We start from the raw sequence: 15,684 nt of genomic DNA, 5'->3' as shown, positions 1-15,684 counted from the left end.
GGAAAATTAAAAATTTGAAAAATTAACGTTTTAGTCTATAAATCCCTTTTCTTTAATAAGGCATAAGAAAAATACACAAAGAGAGCAGTCCATACCAAAACGATAATAATCTGATACCAATGTATAGAATAATCTTTTTCAAAAGCAGATCCTAATTGATTAGCGGCAGATTGTACTGCATTGAGGCGGGAAAATGGTTCTTTCACCAAATTACTCATCGACTCGAGTGGAAAAAACTGAACGATTTTATCTGCTATTTTAGTTCCAAAAATTTTCCATCTTAAAACAGCGTATAAAATACTTTCTATAATCCACCATATAAATAAAAATCCAAGCGCGAATGCCGAGCGTTTTACCAAAATTCCTAAAAACAAACAGAATGCAAAGAATCCGGTTAATTTTACAAAGTATGCCAGGATGTATTCAAGATCAGAAAAGATAATAGAAAACTCGTTGTAATCTGAAAAAGAAAGTCCCAGAATCAACGAAACTACAAAAAGGAAAATGGTCGAAACTATAGAAAATACCATTACCGTGATGAATTTCGATAAAATAAATTCTTTTTTTGACAGGCCGTCGATAAGGTTTTGTTTCAGCGTTCTATTACTGTATTCATTAGACATCATCGAGACAATAACAATTGCCAAAAATAATTTCAAAGTCGCAGCAATATAACTATTGAAATGCCATATAAATGGAAAATTAAAAATTCCTTGATCGGCTATTCTAAAATTAACTTGCCCAATAGGAAATTCGATTGAGGCTATGAGGGCAATAAAAGTGATTAAAATAAAATAGGTGCAAATCAAGATCTTCGAAGATCTACTATATCTAAGTTTAAGATATTCTATATTTAAGAGTCGTAACATTACGCGGTAGTTTGATTGGTTAGTTGAAGGAATTGTTCTTCCAGGCTTTCTTTACGCTTAATCAGGTAGCTTAAAGAAAGTCCTTTTTCGAAAAGATAACTGTTGATTTCTGAAGCTCCCATAGGATTTTCGATGATGGCAGTCACAAGGGTGCCATTTAGCGTTACTTTTCCTATGGATGGATGTTCACGTAGTAATTGCTGAAGTAATTCGGTATTTTCAGCTTCCAATTCAAAAAAGCCATGGCTGGCGTTAATTCCATCTACCGGGCCACTATATAATTTTACACCTTTTCTAATAATTACTACATGGCTACACACTTTTTCAACTTCATCTAAAAGATGCGAAGCCAATAAAATAGTAGTACCGCCAGCAGCAATGTTTCGAATTATTTCCCTAATTTGATGGATTCCCTGTGGATCTAATCCATTAGTAGGTTCATCTAAAATTAAAATTTCAGGATCGTTTAACAGCGCAGAGGCAATGGCTAAACGTTGTTTCATCCCTAAAGAGAAAGCTTTAAATTTGCTATCTTTTCTATCTAAAAGCCCTACAACTTCTAATTTTTCTTCAACTTTATGCTCGGGAACACCTTTAATTTTACAAACCAGTTTAAGGTTTTGCGATGCCGTCATGTAAGGATAGAAGTTAGGATGCTCGATGATAGCTCCAACTTTTTTCAAGGCTTCGTGTGTAGATTCGCTACCTTCAAACCACTTAAAATCTCCAGAGGTTTTATTCACCACATTTAGTACCATTCCCAAAGTGGTCGATTTTCCACTTCCGTTAGGACCTAAAATTCCGTACACGTTTCCTTTCTCTATTGTAAAGGAAAGATTGTCTACGGCCTTCAAAGGCCCATAGACTTTTGTTAATTGATTAATGCTAAGGATTGTTTCCAAAATAGATGGTTTCTTTTCTTGTACGACGACTAATATACATTTTTGTTACATTATCCGCAGTAGTATCGTTATTTTTACTCGATAATAGAGAGTTAAACGGTATTATGAAAAGGTCTTAAATGCTATTTTTCTAAAAACGTTTTTTCTAGTAATGGCTCTAATCCAATTTAAGAATTGTATTATACTTAAAATTTTATAAACTTTCTACGGAAGAGTTTAATCAAAGCGCAAGAATATGGAACCTAAACTGATGTCTAAAAAGAAACCTTCTTTTGCCGTAAACGAACGTTTCAATAAATATCTGGCACGCTATAATCGAAACACGAAAATCCCTGTTTTTTACGAGGATTTATTGCGATTTTCAGGCTCTATAGTCGTTTACGATCAAGATGATGAAGATACGTTTTGGGTGCGCTGTTATTATCCTGAATTTGAGCGGCAGGAGATTGATGAAAGTCTGAAAAAGATTTATAACATTTTGCATTCTGATGGTAGTGACGACATGTTAGAGTTTTTAGCGGTGGATGCGATAGATTATTGCACCTTCGGAAATTCTAAACCTTTTCGTATAAAAGTGCGGAATATTTTGAATGACGTCTTTACTTATTTTTACGTGAAAAAAGCTGATGCTTCCCGAATTTATGGTCTCGAATTAGAGCATTTGCTTTCACCGCATCGAATCACATTCTTGGTCTATAAAGACACATTAATTGAAGCTCATATTGCAGGAATTCCCGGTGATGTTTTTATAGAAGATCATTTACCAAAATTAAGCGAATGGGAAAAAGCACAGATCGCCAAACAATTTGTAAAGTTTAACGAACGCTGTACAGTAAGGCTTTTGGGCGATATGCGGTCTTATAATTATGTTGTGATTCCAACGCATGATTTTGATCACGTACAATACCAGATAAGAGCAATAGATTTTGATCAGCAATGTTTTGAAGGAAAATTTAAGGTTTATCGTCCACAGTTCTTTAAAGAGAATTATAAGATGGTAAAATTAGTTTCAGAACGTTTGCAATTATCGTCTATAGAGCAGTATCGAAAAGAAGAGCGCTCACTTTTGGCCAAAAGAATGATAAACACGCAGGCTAGGTTTAAGCGATTGATAAAGTGTATGAGCAACGATCATGTTTCTACAAAAGAAAATGTGCACCAGCTGCGAACAGAGTTATATCATTTTACCAAAGATGTGAAATTTAAGCGCGCCAGTACGATGGGGCAGATTTTAAGAACCGCTCTCGATTTTGTGCAACGAAATTATGAGGATGTAAATATGAAACGCCTATTGCAATAAATCACATTTTATAAATTTAAAAAAAACAAAGGCCGAAATTCGATAATTTCGGCCTTTGTTTTTTCGCTATTTAATTATCTAGCTTTTTTCTTCTTTGTTGAAATAAACCAGGTAATAATACATTTGTTTTTCTTCGTCCCAACCTTTTTCAACGAATTTGTCGGCAGAATCTGCATTTACAAAATCCATTTTAATTTGAATATTCGTATCTAGATTAATTACGTTTTTCAGCTTTTTACGTGCATCGGTTACCGCTTTGTTCGCAATTGGGAATGTGGTAAGATCTTCGATCTTATATTTTGGTGCTTTTTCAGTTTTATAATTCTGAAATTCAGGAACCAAATCTGGATTATCGATCACCGAATTAAGGAAATTTGATTCTTCAAAATCGTCGTTTTTTGCGAAGTAATCCATACTTCGGTTCATAAACATCACTTCCTCTTTTTTATCTTCCGCAGGCAACACCACGTCTTTAGCAAAATTCTGGCAGAATTTTAAATACTTTTTAGTGTAGTAATTTTCATCTGCCATAACATCAACTCCCAAAAAGTTTTCTAACCAATATTTAGTGTCATATTTGTTAGAATCGATGGATAAAATCTTGTATCCTTCTTCTCTTTGTTTGTTGAAGATTAAGGCGCCTTTATCTAATTTTTGAAGATTAATCCCTTGCTGAACAATCATTTCGAGAATGCTTCCTTTTTCCTGAAATTGCAAGAAATCATGTTTCAATTCAGATTTAAAAATTCCAATCGCGGGAAGTTTTTCGTTATCCAGCTGTGCATTTTCAAAATAAACCACATACACTTCACCACTTTTAATGTGCGGATGTGCAGATTGCTCAAAAAGTAATGTTGTTATTTTTTTTGAAGCCTCGTGGATATTTTCAGGATTATCAAAAATCGCATTCGCAAGATTATAAAGTTCGTTGAACTCTATATCTGTTTCATGCTGAAATTTGTAATAATTCTCTTCTTTTTCTCTGAAGGGTTTTAAGAAATATTCCTTGATTAAAGGGGTGATCTCGTCGTTTAACTGAAAGGGTGCAGCCGAAAGAAAGATATTTTCATTACGACTTTTGTTACCCACACGATGAATCGATAGAGATTCTATCTGGGCGTTATATAAATTGATCATTTCGTGTAAAAGTTAAAATCGATAAAATTAGCTAGAAAAATATAGCGTATTAATTCCAGTTCTCGTCAAAAGAAAAGCTGTCGTAATCGTCTACATCAAAATCATCATTAAAGTTTTCATCAGCTTCAGGATCACCTTCCGCTTTAAATTCTTTATCTGGTGCGTTTGATGGAATTTGCCCGTGTACAAACATCAAATTAGGATAATCTCTACCTTCTTCAACTTCAGCAATTTGAGCAAGTTCTACCATAAAGGTCCACATATTGAAGAAATCGTAAACGTAAAGTAGTTTGGTCTGGTCTTCAGAAAGCACACTGTCTAAAGTGGTCTCGTTCATTAACCGGATATCATTATCGGCACCACTCATGTCAAATTGGTGAATTTCTTCTCCTTGATTCCACTCATCATCACTTATATAAAAAGAAGCCATTTCAGATCCATCAAAGCCAAAAGCTTGTACGATAGAGTTATGTAAGTCTTCTAGCGTATCGGTTTTTAAAATTTCAATATCTCTAAAAACATCTTCTGCCGTGTCGAGAATTACTCTAAATCTGTAAACCATAATTGAAAAATTTGGTTAGCAAAGATACGATTTCAAAACCGTAATTGGCAAATACATTGTGGCAGAACTTTATGGTATTTCAAATTATTTACTGAATCTGTGTAAAATAAAAGTCATGCTTGCTAAAAGGAAAAAAGCACCTACCTGATGGGTTACGCCCAGCCAAACCGGTACATTATAAATCAAAGTAAAAATACCTAGTAGAATTTGAAGACAAACAATAAGAAGTACGCTATTAATTCCGTTTTTCTGAGCCGAAGTTAAATTTAGTTTTCTTGCTTTGTTCCAAATAATTAGAATGGCAACAAAAACAAACCAAGCAAGATAACGGTGTATAAATTGAACTCCACTTTTACCGGCGATAAAGTTTCTCCAGATTGGTTCTAGTTCTATATAAACAGTTTCGTGTATCCATTTACCATCTGTCATTAGCGGCCAGCTATTATGGATAAAACCTGCATCCAGACCAGCCACAAAAGCTCCCCAGGTAATTTGTAGGATAAGAACAATCATTCCTGCCCAAATCCACTTTTTCAAGTTGGGAACTGCCGGTTTTACCTTGTTTTTATAAATAATATCTAAGGCCACCCAAAATGAATACGCAAAAGTTATAAATGCCGTCATAAGATGAGCTGCCAAACGATAATGACTAACAGAAGGTCGATCTACCAATCCGCTTTTTACCATATACCAACCCATAAAACCTTGAAAAGCACCTAAAGCTAATAATATAATGCATTTACGAATTGTAGATTTGGAAAGCTGTTTTCTAAATAAGAAATATAAAAACGGAATAATAAATACAACACCTATAAGTCTTCCAATCACTCTATGTATCCATTCCCAAAAATAAATATCCTTAAAATCTTCTAAATTGAAATGATAATGAAGTTTTTGATATTCTGGATATTGCTTATAAAGTTCAAAAGCCTCTATCCATTCCTGCTGATTCATTGGTGGTACAACACCATGAATCAATTTATAATTTGATATTGAAAGCCCCGAATTGGTTAAGCGAGTAATCCCACCAACTACTACCATAACAAAGATAAGGGCACATCCTGTGAGCAGCCAGTATACTACTTTTTTATTGTCTTTCATTAGCTATCGTCTTCATTAAAGTTTTTTGATAATTGAAATTTTTAATCTTGATTTTCAATCATCTTTTCATAAAACTAGATCATTTTATTTTTCAGTATTTTTTACCAGCTGTTTTATTTTATTGAGGCTGTAATTTTAATTCTTTACCTTTTTTCAGCATAAATTGATGAGCAGCATCGTAATCGTTTAGTATATCACCTTCCAAAATAGCTTCTTTAATGGCATCTTTTATAATACCTACTTCTCGGCAAGGTTTTATATTGAAGGTTTCCATAATTTCTTCACCACTTACCGGTGGTTGAAAATTGCGAACATGGTCTCGTTCTTCAACCTCTCTCATCTTCTGTCTAACAATTTTAAAATTGTTATGGTATTTTTTATAACGACGAGGGTTTTTAGTAGTGATATCGGCTTCGCACAAGGTCATCAAATCGTCTATATTTTCACCGGCATCAAAGATTAAACGTCGCACTGCAGAGTCGGTTACATTATCATCTACTACCGCAATTGGTCGCGAACTCATTAACACCATTTTCTGTACAAATTTCATTTTGTCATTTAATGGCATTCTTAGGCGCTTAAATAATTTAAACACCATTTTAGAACCAATAAATTCATGCCCATGGAATGTCCATCCAATCTTTTTATGAAATTTCTTTGTAGGCGCTTTACCAATATCATGTAGCAAAGCGGCCCATCGCAACCAAAGATTATTGGTGTTCTCGCTTATGTTATCAACTACTTCAAGAGTGTGCCAAAAATTGTCTTTATGGCGCTGGCCTTCAATTTCGTCGATTCCTTCTAAAGCAGTAAGTTCAGGAAGGATAATTTTTAAAAGTTTAGTCTTATGTAAAAGTGCAAAACCTTTAGAAGGTCTGTCGGATAATAATATTTTGTGTAATTCTTCAGTGATCCTTTCGTTAGAAATGATTTTGATGCGCTTATAATTTTCTTTAATAGCATCTAATGATTTCTTCTGAATAATAAAATTAAGTTGTGAAGCGAATCTAATGGCTCTAAGCATTCGCAAAGGATCGTCTGAATAAGTGATTCCTGGTTCTAGCGGAGTTCTAAGTAATTGTGTTTTTAAATCTTCGAGTCCGTTAAAAGGATCAAGCAAATCGCCAAAACTGCTTTTGTTTAAACTTAATGCTAATGCGTTTATGGTAAAATCACGGCGATTTTGGTCGTCTTCCAGCGTTCCGTTTTCTACTACGGGATTTCTGCTATCTTCAGAATAACTTTCTTTTCTTGCGCCAACAAATTCGATTTCCATATCGAAGGCACGCAGCATGGCAGTACCGTAATTTTTAAAAACCTGTACTTTTGGTTTATGCGGAAGAAGTTCTGATACTTTTAATGCAAGGTCGATCCCGCTGCCTACGGCAACAATATCAATATCTTTGGCATTGCCGCGTTGCAAGATAAAATCTCTTACAAAACCACCAATAACGTAACTTTCTAATTGTAGTTCTTCGGCAGCCTGAGAAATTACCTTAAAAATCTGATGATCTAAAGCTTTTTTGTAATTCTGTAAATTGGGCATGTTTTATTTCCGTATCACTTTAACCTTTCCATCATTATTCAGTTTTATTATAGCTGAAGGTTTTGATGATTTTTTAGACTGGTGCAAATTTACTACATAGTCCACACCTTTTAAAATTTCAGGGCTAATTTGCGAAAATGAATTTGGAGTGGTTTCTCCACTAATATTAGCAGATGTAGAAACTATTGGACGTCGAAATCTTCTGGTAAGTTCTTTACAAAATGGATCTTTTGTAACTCGTATTGCAAGTGAATTATCTTCAGCAATTAAATTTTCAGCTACTCTAATGGGATCATCGTAAATAATAGAAGTTGGTTTTGCGGCATATTTCAGTATATCATAAGCTACTTCAGGAACTTCTTCAACATATTCATTCAGCATTTTAAAATCTGAAACTAAACAAATCATAGATTTGCTTTCTGCCCTTTTTTTAAGTGCAAAAATTTTATCAATAGCATCTGCATTGGTGGCATCACAGCCAATCCCCCAAACCGTATCTGTAGGGTAAAGAATAAGTCCGCCTTTTTTTAAAATGGCTAAACAATTTTGAATTTCTGTCTTTTTATCTTCCATAATTTCCTTGCTAACGACCTGCAAAGGTACTTCAGAAAAAATAAAAGGCAGGGATTTTGTAAGAAAAGCTTTAGTTTGAAGGTTTAGAAGTAATCGATATTAACTCCTTATAAATTAAATTGGAGAAATGTATTTCTAAATTTTTAAACAAAGATTATAAATTTGTATCTTTTATTGCTTAATCAATAAAAAGATTAGATTCTAAAATTTAATGAAAATAGCTCTTCTTATTTCTACTTATAATTGGCCTAAAGCATTGAAGTTGGTACTTAAAAGTGCTGCTAAACAAAGCCTTATGCCTGATGAGATTTTGATCGCCGATGATGGTTCTAAAAATAAAACCAAGTCTATTATTGCCAAATATCAAAAGAAATACAATTTACCACTAAAACATATTTGGCATGAGGACAAAGGTTTTAGGAGAACAGTGATTTTAAATAAAGCTCTGGCCGCTACAAATGCAGATTACATTGTTCAATTAGATGGTGATTGTATAATGCACCACAATTTTGTGCGAGATCATGTTCAACATGCAAAGAAAAATAGATTTTTATTTGGGAGTAGGGTTAATCTTAAAGAGAGTTGCTTGGAAGAAATTTTTAAAAATAAAGAAACTGAATTTGATTTCTTTGATCAACGAATTACAAAACGTACCAGAAATTTACATATTGATTTCTTAGCGAAATTGTATAAAGAATCCCCAGAGTTGAGTTCTAAAGTTCGTGGTTGCAACATTTCTTATTGGCGCGAGGATTTTTTAAAAGTGAACGGTTATAATGAAGACATGACCGGCTGGGGAAAAGAAGATTCTGAATTTGTGATAAGGCTACTTAATAATAATATTTATGGTAAGCGAGTGCGTTACAATGCTATTGTGTATCATATTTGGCATAAAAATGCGTGTAGAGCAAAAGAAGTGGTGAACACAAAAATTCAAGCCGAATCTATCGAAAATCGATCGAAAAGATGCGAAAATGGAGTTTCTAAATATCTAGAAAATGCTACTCCTTCAAGTATTTCGAAATAATTTCAGCTATATTTTCTGAAGCGGTTTTATCTTGCGGTACAAAAAAGTTTTCAGAATTTAATTTGGACTGAATGGGTTCAAAATCTTTAAAAGTTTTGAAAGCCATTTTTAGAGCTGAAGTAAAATCTTCTAAATTTTCTATAACTGGTCCACTTTGCCAAAATCGATAGTCAAATTTATTATCGTAATGGATAGCGCTAGGATTCAGGAATAAGCAAGGTCTGGGATTTAATATGAACTCGTAAACCTGGCTGCTCACGTCACCAAGGTATAAATCTGCCACACGGGTATATTGCATATCTACACTATCGCTGCTGCCAAGATCAATATAGATATTTCCAGAATCATAAATTTCCTGAGGGATTTCATCTATATTTCTATTTCCTTTTTTTTGCTGAAATAAATGTAAATGTGGAGCAAATATGAGATTGTAAGTATTTTGTTGAGAAAAGTATTTCAGAATATCAACTCCAAATTTATCCCAACTACTAAATTCAGCATCAAAATGCGGATTATATAGAACTATTGGTTTTTCGTTTTCAAAATAGCGCTTTGCAGGTATTTCTTTAACCACATCTAACTTGGGATAACCGCCAATTGCATGATTTTTAGCTAATATATTTTTCTCGCTTAAAACTTTTTTCTGAAAACTCCCTACTAGCACTTGCATGTCAAACTCACTTTGGGCTGCTTTAAATGCGTAGGCTCTTCCAGGTATGCCGTGATTTAATTTGATTACTTTTGGGTGTTCTTTTTCGCCGCGTGCTTTTTGTAAATATTTGTGAAAATAATCTGTAAAAATTACAGCATCAAATTGTAGTAGATAATCCAGGTTTTTCTTTATCCAGAATCCTTTTCTGGGAATTTTTATATCCTTTAGTTTATCTGTAAATGCCCGAAATCGCTTGGTGGGTAGCTCTTCAATTTTTACATCTTCAGCCTTTATAGTTTTTACTCTGTCGTACAAATATTGAGTTGCGTTTTTATAAGTAAGAATCTTTACTTCATGATTTTTAGATAATTCTTTAGCCACACTGATAAAGTGAGAAACATGATGAATTTCATCTAAAAAAAGAAAAGCAATTTTTAATTTTTGCATCTAAGCGATTTTAAAAGAGTAATAAATAAATGAAATATTCCCCAATTGTGTATGGATACAAATTTATAATTATAATTTTGTAGTATGAAAATCGAATATGCAGATGCTTTTAAGGGGGAAGCAAAAAGAATAGAACAAATTTTAGCTGATTTTTCTGAAAGCGGAAAAACACTTAGCAGCGGCCGAAATACTATTAAAACCTTCGATCTAAATGGGAGGCAAGTAAATGTAAAGTCTTTTAGAGTCCCAAATCTAATCAATAAAATTGTTTATCGATTTTTTCGTAAATCAAAAGCAGAGCGTAGTTTTAGCTATGCACAATATCTTCTATCACGTGAAATAGCAACGCCCTTTCCTGTAGCTTATGCCGAAGAATGTAAATGGTTAAGCTTGGGTCGTAGCTTTTATATTTGTGATCACTTAGAATACGATTTCACCTTTAGGGATATCGAAAATTTTGAAGATAAAGAACAAAAAGAAGAGGTTTTAAGAGCCTTTACACGCTTTACCTACGATATCCATGAAAAAAATATTGAGTTTCTAGATCACTCTCCAGGTAATACACTAATACGTATAAATGGTGATCATTTTGAATTCTTTTTGGTTGATTTAAACCGAATGAATTTTAAGCGTTTGGATTTTAAACAGCGCATGAAAAATTTCTCACGTTTAACGCCAAGCAAGGAAATTATTGAAATCATTGCAAACGAATATGCTACACTTACCGCCTGGAACGAGCACGAAGTATTTGAAACCATGTGGCAATTCACGCAAGAATTTCAGGAGAAATTTTATCGCAAGAAACGACTAAAAAAACAGCTTAAGTTTTGGAAAAACTAATCTTTTTTATTTAGCGTAAAAGGTTTTCTATAGCTTTTCAATGTAAAGTACCCAAGTTTTTTTCTTAGCTGATATCGTCTTACTAAATTCAGTGGTTTTTTTGCTAAATCTGGCTTTTCGGCGTGCAAGACTTCAATACAAGTTGAAATCACACGTTCACTGCTTTTACCGTCAAAGTAGGGATGAGTTTCGTGGATGTAAGCATCAATATTAGTTAGTAGTTCTTCTGGATTTGATATAGCTTTTCGTATTGCATCTTCGATTTCCCCAGGATTGGTAATATTAATAAGGTGAGGAGCAGGTTTATTATTTCTGAAAGTAACTACCGGTTTTTTCTGAAGAATAAATTCTGTTATCGCTGAGGTAGTATCTGAAAACATGATATCTGCCTGGCGAAACAGCGGAATAATATCTGTGGTATCGTAATATTTGAAGTTTTCGTGCTGCATTTTTTTAACGATCTCAATTTTCTCTTTAGCCATTTTAGGATGCAGCACAACTAGAAACTCAAATTCGCCGGTTTTAGATAATCTTTTTATTTCAGCGATCACCTCTTCATTATACAACCAACTGTATTTTGGAGAGAAGGTAGAAGACAAAAGGATAGTAGTCTTACGTCGTTCTTTTTCTTCAATTTTGAATAATGGATCTACTTTAGACCATCCCGTTTCGCGTACTAAAAAATGTTTCTTTTTCTGCTGAATTTCTTTAAAAGGAATAGTAGTCGACGGTCCTTGCGTGCAATAAAGATCAAATAACCCTCTAATTCTAAAATGCCCTTTTGCATCGCTATGTTTGTTGGCTAAAAATCCATGGAATATTTGAACTTTCAAACCGGGTAAAAAATCGGCAACAACATCTGTAATACAAAGGACGATGTGCGGTTCGTATTTAATAGCGTCATCTATATGTTCTATTAAATCACCATTTTCAGGAAAATAGGATTTTGGAGGATTTAGCTCTGTAAACCATTGAACCTCATAGTTTCTTTTCCTGATTTCCTCCTGAAGCGGTAAACCAATCGGCAAGGCGTAAGTATGACTTATGTAAATTAAAAAGCGATAGGTCATTTAGTGTTCAGTTTTAGGAATTGATCCAGATGTTCTTCAATATAAGCGGGTGAAAATTTCTCGTAAAGCGCAAACACATCTTTGTGCAAATCATCCTGACTTTTTTCAGCAAATAATTCTGGAGAAAAATCTTTTAAATGAACTGAAACATTCTGCTTTCCATCTTCATAAATATTCCAGTTCGCTTTGTTTAATGGAGGTGAAAATATTGCAAAAGATGGAACATTTAACGCCTTTGCCATGTTTATAGCGCCACCTTCATTCCCAATGATTGCGTCACAAAAACTGGTTAGCGCTAAAAATTCTCTCAGGCTTTTTCCGTAAATCTCAAGATAGATTTTATGTTTGGTTTGCGCATTGCAATAGCCAATTAATGTTGAAATTTGTTCTTTTTGGCTTGGGATATAATTGAATAAAATAGCCGTTTTTTCTTTGGCTGCGATCTGGTCTAAAAGCTTGGCCAAATAGGGGAGGGGATAGGTTTTCTTTTCTGAACTTCCTAAAGCTCCAATCATATAAATTGAATCTGTAAGTGTTATTCCTCCCTTAATTAAACTTTCCTTTGCTTTGTCTTTTTCAGCAGTACTCAAATATATTTTCGGCTTTATTTGGATTGGTGCATCTTTGATGATGGGTTTTAGTAACTGCATCCTTTTCTCTATTGCTGCGCCCGCATTTGTTTTCGCCTGCATATTTCTACTAAAAACATGTGTATAGAATGGCCGGGTGTATTTTTTATCGAATCCAATTTTGTATTTCGCACCAGATAAATTGGTGATAATTGAAGTCTTTACCGTAGAATATGCATCGATAATAGCATGGTATTCTTCAGATCTAATTTCCTGCAATAATCTATAAAAAGTAAGTTCATTTTTACCAAATATCAGCTTATCGATAAATGGGTTGTTTTCTACAACCGCTTTAGTGTGTGGATAAATTAGGTAATGCAACTTCGCTTCGGGATGAGCTTCCCGGAGTGCCTCAAATAAGATTGAGGACGTAAGAACGTCCCCAATCATTTTTTGCTGTATTACCAGTATTTTCATTACACCGCGACATCATATTCTCTAAGCGCATCGTTTAGAGAAGTTTTTTTATTGGTGCTTTCTTTACGTTTCCCAATAATCAAAGCGCAAGGCACATTATACTCTCCTGCTGGGAATTTTTTAGTATAGCTACCAGGAATAACTACAGATCTTGCAGGAACAATACCTTTCATCTCTACAGGTTCGTCGCCAGTAACATCAATTATTTTTGTTGAAGCTGTTAGAACAACATTAGCTCCAAGAACAGCTTCTCTTTCTACACGAACACCCTCTACAACGATACTACGTGAGCCTAAAAACGCATTATCCTCGATGATTACAGGAGATGCTTGTAATGGCTCTAAAACACCACCAATACCAACGCCACCACTTAGGTGAACATTTTTACCAATTTGTGCACAGCTACCTACTGTAGCCCAAGTGTCTACCATTGTACCTTCTTCAACATGGGCTCCTATATTTACATAACTTGGCATCATTATCACTCCGCTAGAGATATAAGCTCCATGTCTTGCCACAGCATTTGGTACTACACGAATTCCTTTCTCTTTGTAGCCTTTCTTTAATGGCATTTTATCGTGATATTCAAAAATACCAGCTTCTAAAGTTTCCATTTTTTGGATAGGGAAATAAAGTACAACGCCTTTCTTTACCCATTCGTTAACTTGCCATCCACCTTCAATTGGCTCGGCAGTTCTTAGTTTACCTTCATCAAGAAGCGTAATTACTTCTCTAATAGCATCGGTAGTTTCCTTATCTTTTAACAGCTCACGGTTTTCCCAGGCTGCTTCAATTTTCGATTTTAAGTGATCCATAAATCTTATTTTTAGCAAATATAACAGCTTCATTGTAATTTTTGGGGCGCTATGGATATAAACCTTACCTTTGCATAAAATTTGAAGTATGGCAAGAGTAATGGCACTAGATTATGGAGTAAAAAGAACAGGAATAGCTGTTACCGACGAGCTCCAAATGATTGCCAGTGGTCTTACAACAATAGCTACTTCAGAGCTTTTGAAGTTTTTGCAAGATTATTTCAAAAAAGAAAAGGTAGAAACTGTTGTAGTAGGAGAGCCTAAACAAAAGGATAATTCGGCCAGCGAAAGTGAAGTTTTTATTGCAGAATTTTTAAAGAAATTTACTGAAAAATTTCCAAGCATTAAACTTGTAAGAGTAGACGAGCGTTTTACCAGTAAAATGGCTTTTCAAACAATGATCGATAGCGGACTCAAGAAAAAGAAGCGTCAAGATAAAGCTTTAGTAGACGAAGTAAGTGCTACCATAATACTTCAATCCTATCTGTATTAAGGTACAATAAAGACATTAAAGATTAAAATTATATGATTTTACCAATAGTTGCCTACGGTGATCCCGTTTTAAAAAAGAAGGCAAAAGAAATTGATAAAGATTATCCCAAATTAGAAGAACTAATTGCTAATATGTGGGATACCATGTACAATGCTTATGGTGTAGGTCTTGCTGCACCACAGGTGGGAGTGCCAATTCGATTATTCGTTATAGATGCCGCTCCTTTTGCTGAAGATGACGATTTAAGTGATTCTGAAAAAGAGCAATTAAAGTCATTCAAGAAAGTATTTATTAATGCCCAGATCATCGAAGAGACAGGAGATGAGTGGGCTTTTTCTGAGGGATGTTTGAGTATTCCAGATGTAAGAGAAGATATTTTTAGAAAACCTGAAGTAACTATAGAATATCAGGATCAGAATTTTGAGACTAAGAGAGAAACCTTTACCGGTTTAGCGGCTCGTGTAGTTCAACACGAATACGATCACACCGAGGGAATTCTTTTTACTGAAAAGATTTCAAGTCTTAAAAAACGACTGATTAACGGGCGTTTAAAAAAGATTTCTTCAGGAAAAATAAAAGTTGACTATAGAATGCGTTTTCCAACTGCAAAAAAAGGTCGTTAATATTTTTGATATTTTAAAGCGGGGTGTGATATTTGCCACCCAAATTCAAAACACAATATGGGATTAGATAAAATTTTAGCAATATCAGGAAAACCAGGTTTGTATGAGCTTGCTGCACAAACTAGAGGTGGATTTATTGCAAAATCAATCTTGGATGGAAAGAAAATTGCTGTAAATATGCGTCACAATGTGAGCATTCTTAGCGAAATTGCAATTTATACATATACTGAGGAAGTACCTCTTGGCCAGGTTCTACAAAATATAAAAGAAAAAGAAGATGGGGGAGAGGCCATTAGCCACAAGTCTTCTAAAAATGAACTAGAGAGCTACTTTGCTGAGGTATTGCCAGATTACGACGTGGATCGCGTGTATATTAGTGATATAAAAAAGATCATCCAATGGTATAATCTTCTTACTAAAAATGGTTTTACAGATTTTTCTAAGGAAGAAAATGTAGAAACCAAAGACGAAGAAGAATAGACCTAAAAATCGATTTCAAAACAGCAAAAAGCCTGTTTTAGTGAAAACTAAAGCAGGCTTTTTATTTAACTGAAAGTCAAACACTTATATTTTAAGTTATTGATGATTTGATAAAAATAAGTTTATTTTATTAATAAATTAACGATTTCTAATCTCATTTTAATCTGAATCCAATAATATTTTAAGCTTAGACGATTAGTT

17 protein-coding genes are annotated in these 15,684 nt (G+C 34.1%); 6 read left to right on the top strand and 11 right to left on the bottom strand.

Going from position 1 to position 15,684, the window contains the following annotated elements; translation table 11 throughout:
* Positions 1 to 35: 35 nt before the first annotated feature.
* Complete coding sequence (locus PBT89_RS11820; RefSeq protein WP_270062086.1) at positions 36 to 869, bottom strand: ABC transporter permease; 834 nt, start codon at positions 867 to 869, stop codon at positions 36 to 38.
* The gene (locus PBT89_RS11815) at positions 869 to 1,771 is read right to left on the bottom strand and encodes an ABC transporter ATP-binding protein (protein ID WP_270060687.1); all 903 of its coding nucleotides are present in this window, start codon (positions 1,769 to 1,771) and stop codon (positions 869 to 871) included. Before PBT89_RS11815 ends, PBT89_RS11820 begins: the two co-directional genes overlap by 1 nt.
* A 235-nt stretch (positions 1,772 to 2,006) precedes the next feature.
* Between PBT89_RS11815 and PBT89_RS11810 the strand changes: the two genes are divergently transcribed.
* Positions 2,007 to 3,071, top strand: coding sequence for a hypothetical protein (locus tag PBT89_RS11810; protein WP_270060688.1), 1,065 nt, complete (start codon positions 2,007 to 2,009; stop codon positions 3,069 to 3,071).
* 78 nt (positions 3,072 to 3,149) lie between these two features.
* Here PBT89_RS11810 and PBT89_RS11805 read toward each other — a convergent pair whose 3' ends face one another.
* The 5 genes from PBT89_RS11805 to PBT89_RS11785 form a co-directional block, all read right to left on the bottom strand.
* Positions 3,150 to 4,208, bottom strand: coding sequence for a nucleoid-associated protein (locus tag PBT89_RS11805; RefSeq protein WP_270060689.1), 1,059 nt, complete (start codon positions 4,206 to 4,208; stop codon positions 3,150 to 3,152).
* Positions 4,209 to 4,257: 49 nt separating this feature from the next.
* Positions 4,258 to 4,770 carry an IS1096 element passenger TnpR family protein gene (locus tag PBT89_RS11800; RefSeq protein ID WP_270062085.1) on the bottom strand — a complete coding sequence of 171 codons (513 nt, stop codon included), beginning with the start codon at positions 4,768 to 4,770 and terminating at the stop codon, positions 4,258 to 4,260.
* 84 nt (positions 4,771 to 4,854) lie between these two features.
* Positions 4,855 to 5,871 carry a COX15/CtaA family protein gene (locus PBT89_RS11795; RefSeq protein ID WP_270062084.1) on the bottom strand — a complete coding sequence of 339 codons (1,017 nt, stop codon included), beginning with the start codon at positions 5,869 to 5,871 and terminating at the stop codon, positions 4,855 to 4,857.
* A gap of 118 nt (positions 5,872 to 5,989) precedes the next feature.
* Positions 5,990 to 7,417 (bottom strand): CCA tRNA nucleotidyltransferase, encoded by a 1,428-nt coding sequence (locus PBT89_RS11790; RefSeq protein ID WP_270062083.1) that lies wholly within the window; start codon positions 7,415 to 7,417, stop codon positions 5,990 to 5,992.
* Between the two features lie 3 nt (positions 7,418 to 7,420).
* Positions 7,421 to 7,990, bottom strand: coding sequence for an L-threonylcarbamoyladenylate synthase (locus PBT89_RS11785; RefSeq protein WP_270062082.1), 570 nt, complete (start codon positions 7,988 to 7,990; stop codon positions 7,421 to 7,423).
* Between the two features lie 211 nt (positions 7,991 to 8,201).
* Here PBT89_RS11785 and PBT89_RS11780 point away from each other — a divergent pair, with 211 nt between their 5' ends.
* Entirely contained in the window at positions 8,202 to 9,017 is an 816-nt protein-coding gene (locus tag PBT89_RS11780; RefSeq protein WP_270062081.1) for a glycosyltransferase family 2 protein, read from the top strand.
* On the opposite strand, the gene PBT89_RS11775 is transcribed toward PBT89_RS11780, so the two are convergent.
* A complete protein-coding gene (locus PBT89_RS11775) occupies positions 8,992 to 10,116 on the bottom strand; it encodes a CDP-glycerol glycerophosphotransferase family protein (RefSeq protein WP_270062080.1) in 1,125 nt (374 codons plus the stop codon). The two genes, PBT89_RS11780 and PBT89_RS11775, sit on opposite strands and share 26 nt — an antisense overlap.
* An 84-nt stretch (positions 10,117 to 10,200) precedes the next feature.
* Here PBT89_RS11775 and PBT89_RS11770 point away from each other — a divergent pair, with 84 nt between their 5' ends.
* Positions 10,201 to 10,956, top strand: coding sequence for a lipopolysaccharide kinase InaA family protein (locus PBT89_RS11770; protein ID WP_270062079.1), 756 nt, complete (start codon positions 10,201 to 10,203; stop codon positions 10,954 to 10,956).
* Here the strand turns inward: PBT89_RS11770 and PBT89_RS11765 are convergent.
* Genes PBT89_RS11765 through PBT89_RS11755 form a run of 3 tightly spaced genes read right to left on the bottom strand, consistent with a single transcriptional unit; the run spans position 10,953 to position 13,887 of the window.
* Positions 10,953 to 12,026, bottom strand: coding sequence for a UDP-N-acetylglucosamine 2-epimerase (locus PBT89_RS11765; protein ID WP_270062078.1), 1,074 nt, complete (start codon positions 12,024 to 12,026; stop codon positions 10,953 to 10,955). The two genes, PBT89_RS11770 and PBT89_RS11765, sit on opposite strands and share 4 nt — an antisense overlap.
* Entirely contained in the window at positions 12,023 to 13,072 is a 1,050-nt protein-coding gene (locus tag PBT89_RS11760; RefSeq protein ID WP_270062077.1) for a glycosyltransferase family 9 protein, read from the bottom strand. Before PBT89_RS11760 ends, PBT89_RS11765 begins: the two co-directional genes overlap by 4 nt.
* On the bottom strand, positions 13,072 to 13,887 hold the full coding sequence (locus tag PBT89_RS11755; RefSeq protein WP_270061429.1) for a 2,3,4,5-tetrahydropyridine-2,6-dicarboxylate N-succinyltransferase: 816 nt from the start codon (positions 13,885 to 13,887) through the stop codon (positions 13,072 to 13,074). The genes PBT89_RS11760 and PBT89_RS11755 overlap by 1 nt, the downstream gene beginning before the upstream one ends.
* An 88-nt stretch (positions 13,888 to 13,975) precedes the next feature.
* On the opposite strand from PBT89_RS11755, the gene ruvX reads away from it, so the two are divergent.
* Genes ruvX through PBT89_RS11740 form a run of 3 tightly spaced genes read left to right on the top strand, consistent with a single transcriptional unit; the run spans position 13,976 to position 15,483 of the window.
* Entirely contained in the window at positions 13,976 to 14,380 is a 405-nt protein-coding gene (gene ruvX, locus PBT89_RS11750) for a Holliday junction resolvase RuvX (protein WP_270062076.1), read from the top strand.
* A gap of 32 nt (positions 14,381 to 14,412) precedes the next feature.
* Positions 14,413 to 15,003, top strand: a complete 591-nt coding sequence (def, locus tag PBT89_RS11745) for a peptide deformylase (RefSeq protein ID WP_270062075.1) — start codon at positions 14,413 to 14,415, stop codon at positions 15,001 to 15,003.
* Between the two features lie 57 nt (positions 15,004 to 15,060).
* Entirely contained in the window at positions 15,061 to 15,483 is a 423-nt protein-coding gene (locus PBT89_RS11740; RefSeq protein WP_270060701.1) for a DUF5606 family protein, read from the top strand.
* The last annotated feature ends 201 nt before the right edge of the window (positions 15,484 to 15,684 follow it).

Origin of the sequence: Zunongwangia sp. HRR-M8 (assembly GCF_027594405.1) — a bacterium.
GTDB lineage: Bacteria > Bacteroidota > Bacteroidia > Flavobacteriales > Flavobacteriaceae > Zunongwangia.
Note: the sequence above shows the minus strand (reverse complement) of the source record. Positions and strands in the feature narration are given on the sequence as shown.

What these genes read in the sequence shown, in the direction of transcription:
- PBT89_RS11795 (WP_270062084.1), bottom strand. Translation starts at nt 5,871, where the DNA reads ATGAAAGACAATAAAAAAGTAGTATACTGGCTGCTCACAGGATGTGCC.
- PBT89_RS11775 (WP_270062080.1), bottom strand. Translation starts at nt 10,116, where the DNA reads ATGCAAAAATTAAAAATTGCTTTTCTTTTTTTAGATGAAATTCATCAT.
- PBT89_RS11755 (WP_270061429.1), bottom strand. Translation starts at nt 13,887, where the DNA reads ATGGATCACTTAAAATCGAAAATTGAAGCAGCCTGGGAAAACCGTGAG.
- PBT89_RS11790 (WP_270062083.1), bottom strand. Translation starts at nt 7,417, where the DNA reads ATGCCCAATTTACAGAATTACAAAAAAGCTTTAGATCATCAGATTTTT.
- PBT89_RS11765 (WP_270062078.1), bottom strand. Translation starts at nt 12,026, where the DNA reads ATGACCTATCGCTTTTTAATTTACATAAGTCATACTTACGCCTTGCCG.
- PBT89_RS11800 (WP_270062085.1), bottom strand. Translation starts at nt 4,770, where the DNA reads ATGGTTTACAGATTTAGAGTAATTCTCGACACGGCAGAAGATGTTTTT.
- PBT89_RS11780 (WP_270062081.1), top strand. Translation starts at nt 8,202, where the DNA reads ATGAAAATAGCTCTTCTTATTTCTACTTATAATTGGCCTAAAGCATTG.
- def (WP_270062075.1), top strand. Translation starts at nt 14,413, where the DNA reads ATGATTTTACCAATAGTTGCCTACGGTGATCCCGTTTTAAAAAAGAAG.
- PBT89_RS11770 (WP_270062079.1), top strand. Translation starts at nt 10,201, where the DNA reads ATGAAAATCGAATATGCAGATGCTTTTAAGGGGGAAGCAAAAAGAATA.
- PBT89_RS11810 (WP_270060688.1), top strand. Translation starts at nt 2,007, where the DNA reads ATGGAACCTAAACTGATGTCTAAAAAGAAACCTTCTTTTGCCGTAAAC.
- ruvX (WP_270062076.1), top strand. Translation starts at nt 13,976, where the DNA reads ATGGCAAGAGTAATGGCACTAGATTATGGAGTAAAAAGAACAGGAATA.
- PBT89_RS11740 (WP_270060701.1), top strand. Translation starts at nt 15,061, where the DNA reads ATGGGATTAGATAAAATTTTAGCAATATCAGGAAAACCAGGTTTGTAT.
- PBT89_RS11805 (WP_270060689.1), bottom strand. Translation starts at nt 4,208, where the DNA reads ATGATCAATTTATATAACGCCCAGATAGAATCTCTATCGATTCATCGT.
- PBT89_RS11820 (WP_270062086.1), bottom strand. Translation starts at nt 869, where the DNA reads ATGTTACGACTCTTAAATATAGAATATCTTAAACTTAGATATAGTAGA.
- PBT89_RS11760 (WP_270062077.1), bottom strand. Translation starts at nt 13,072, where the DNA reads ATGAAAATACTGGTAATACAGCAAAAAATGATTGGGGACGTTCTTACG.
- PBT89_RS11785 (WP_270062082.1), bottom strand. Translation starts at nt 7,990, where the DNA reads ATGGAAGATAAAAAGACAGAAATTCAAAATTGTTTAGCCATTTTAAAA.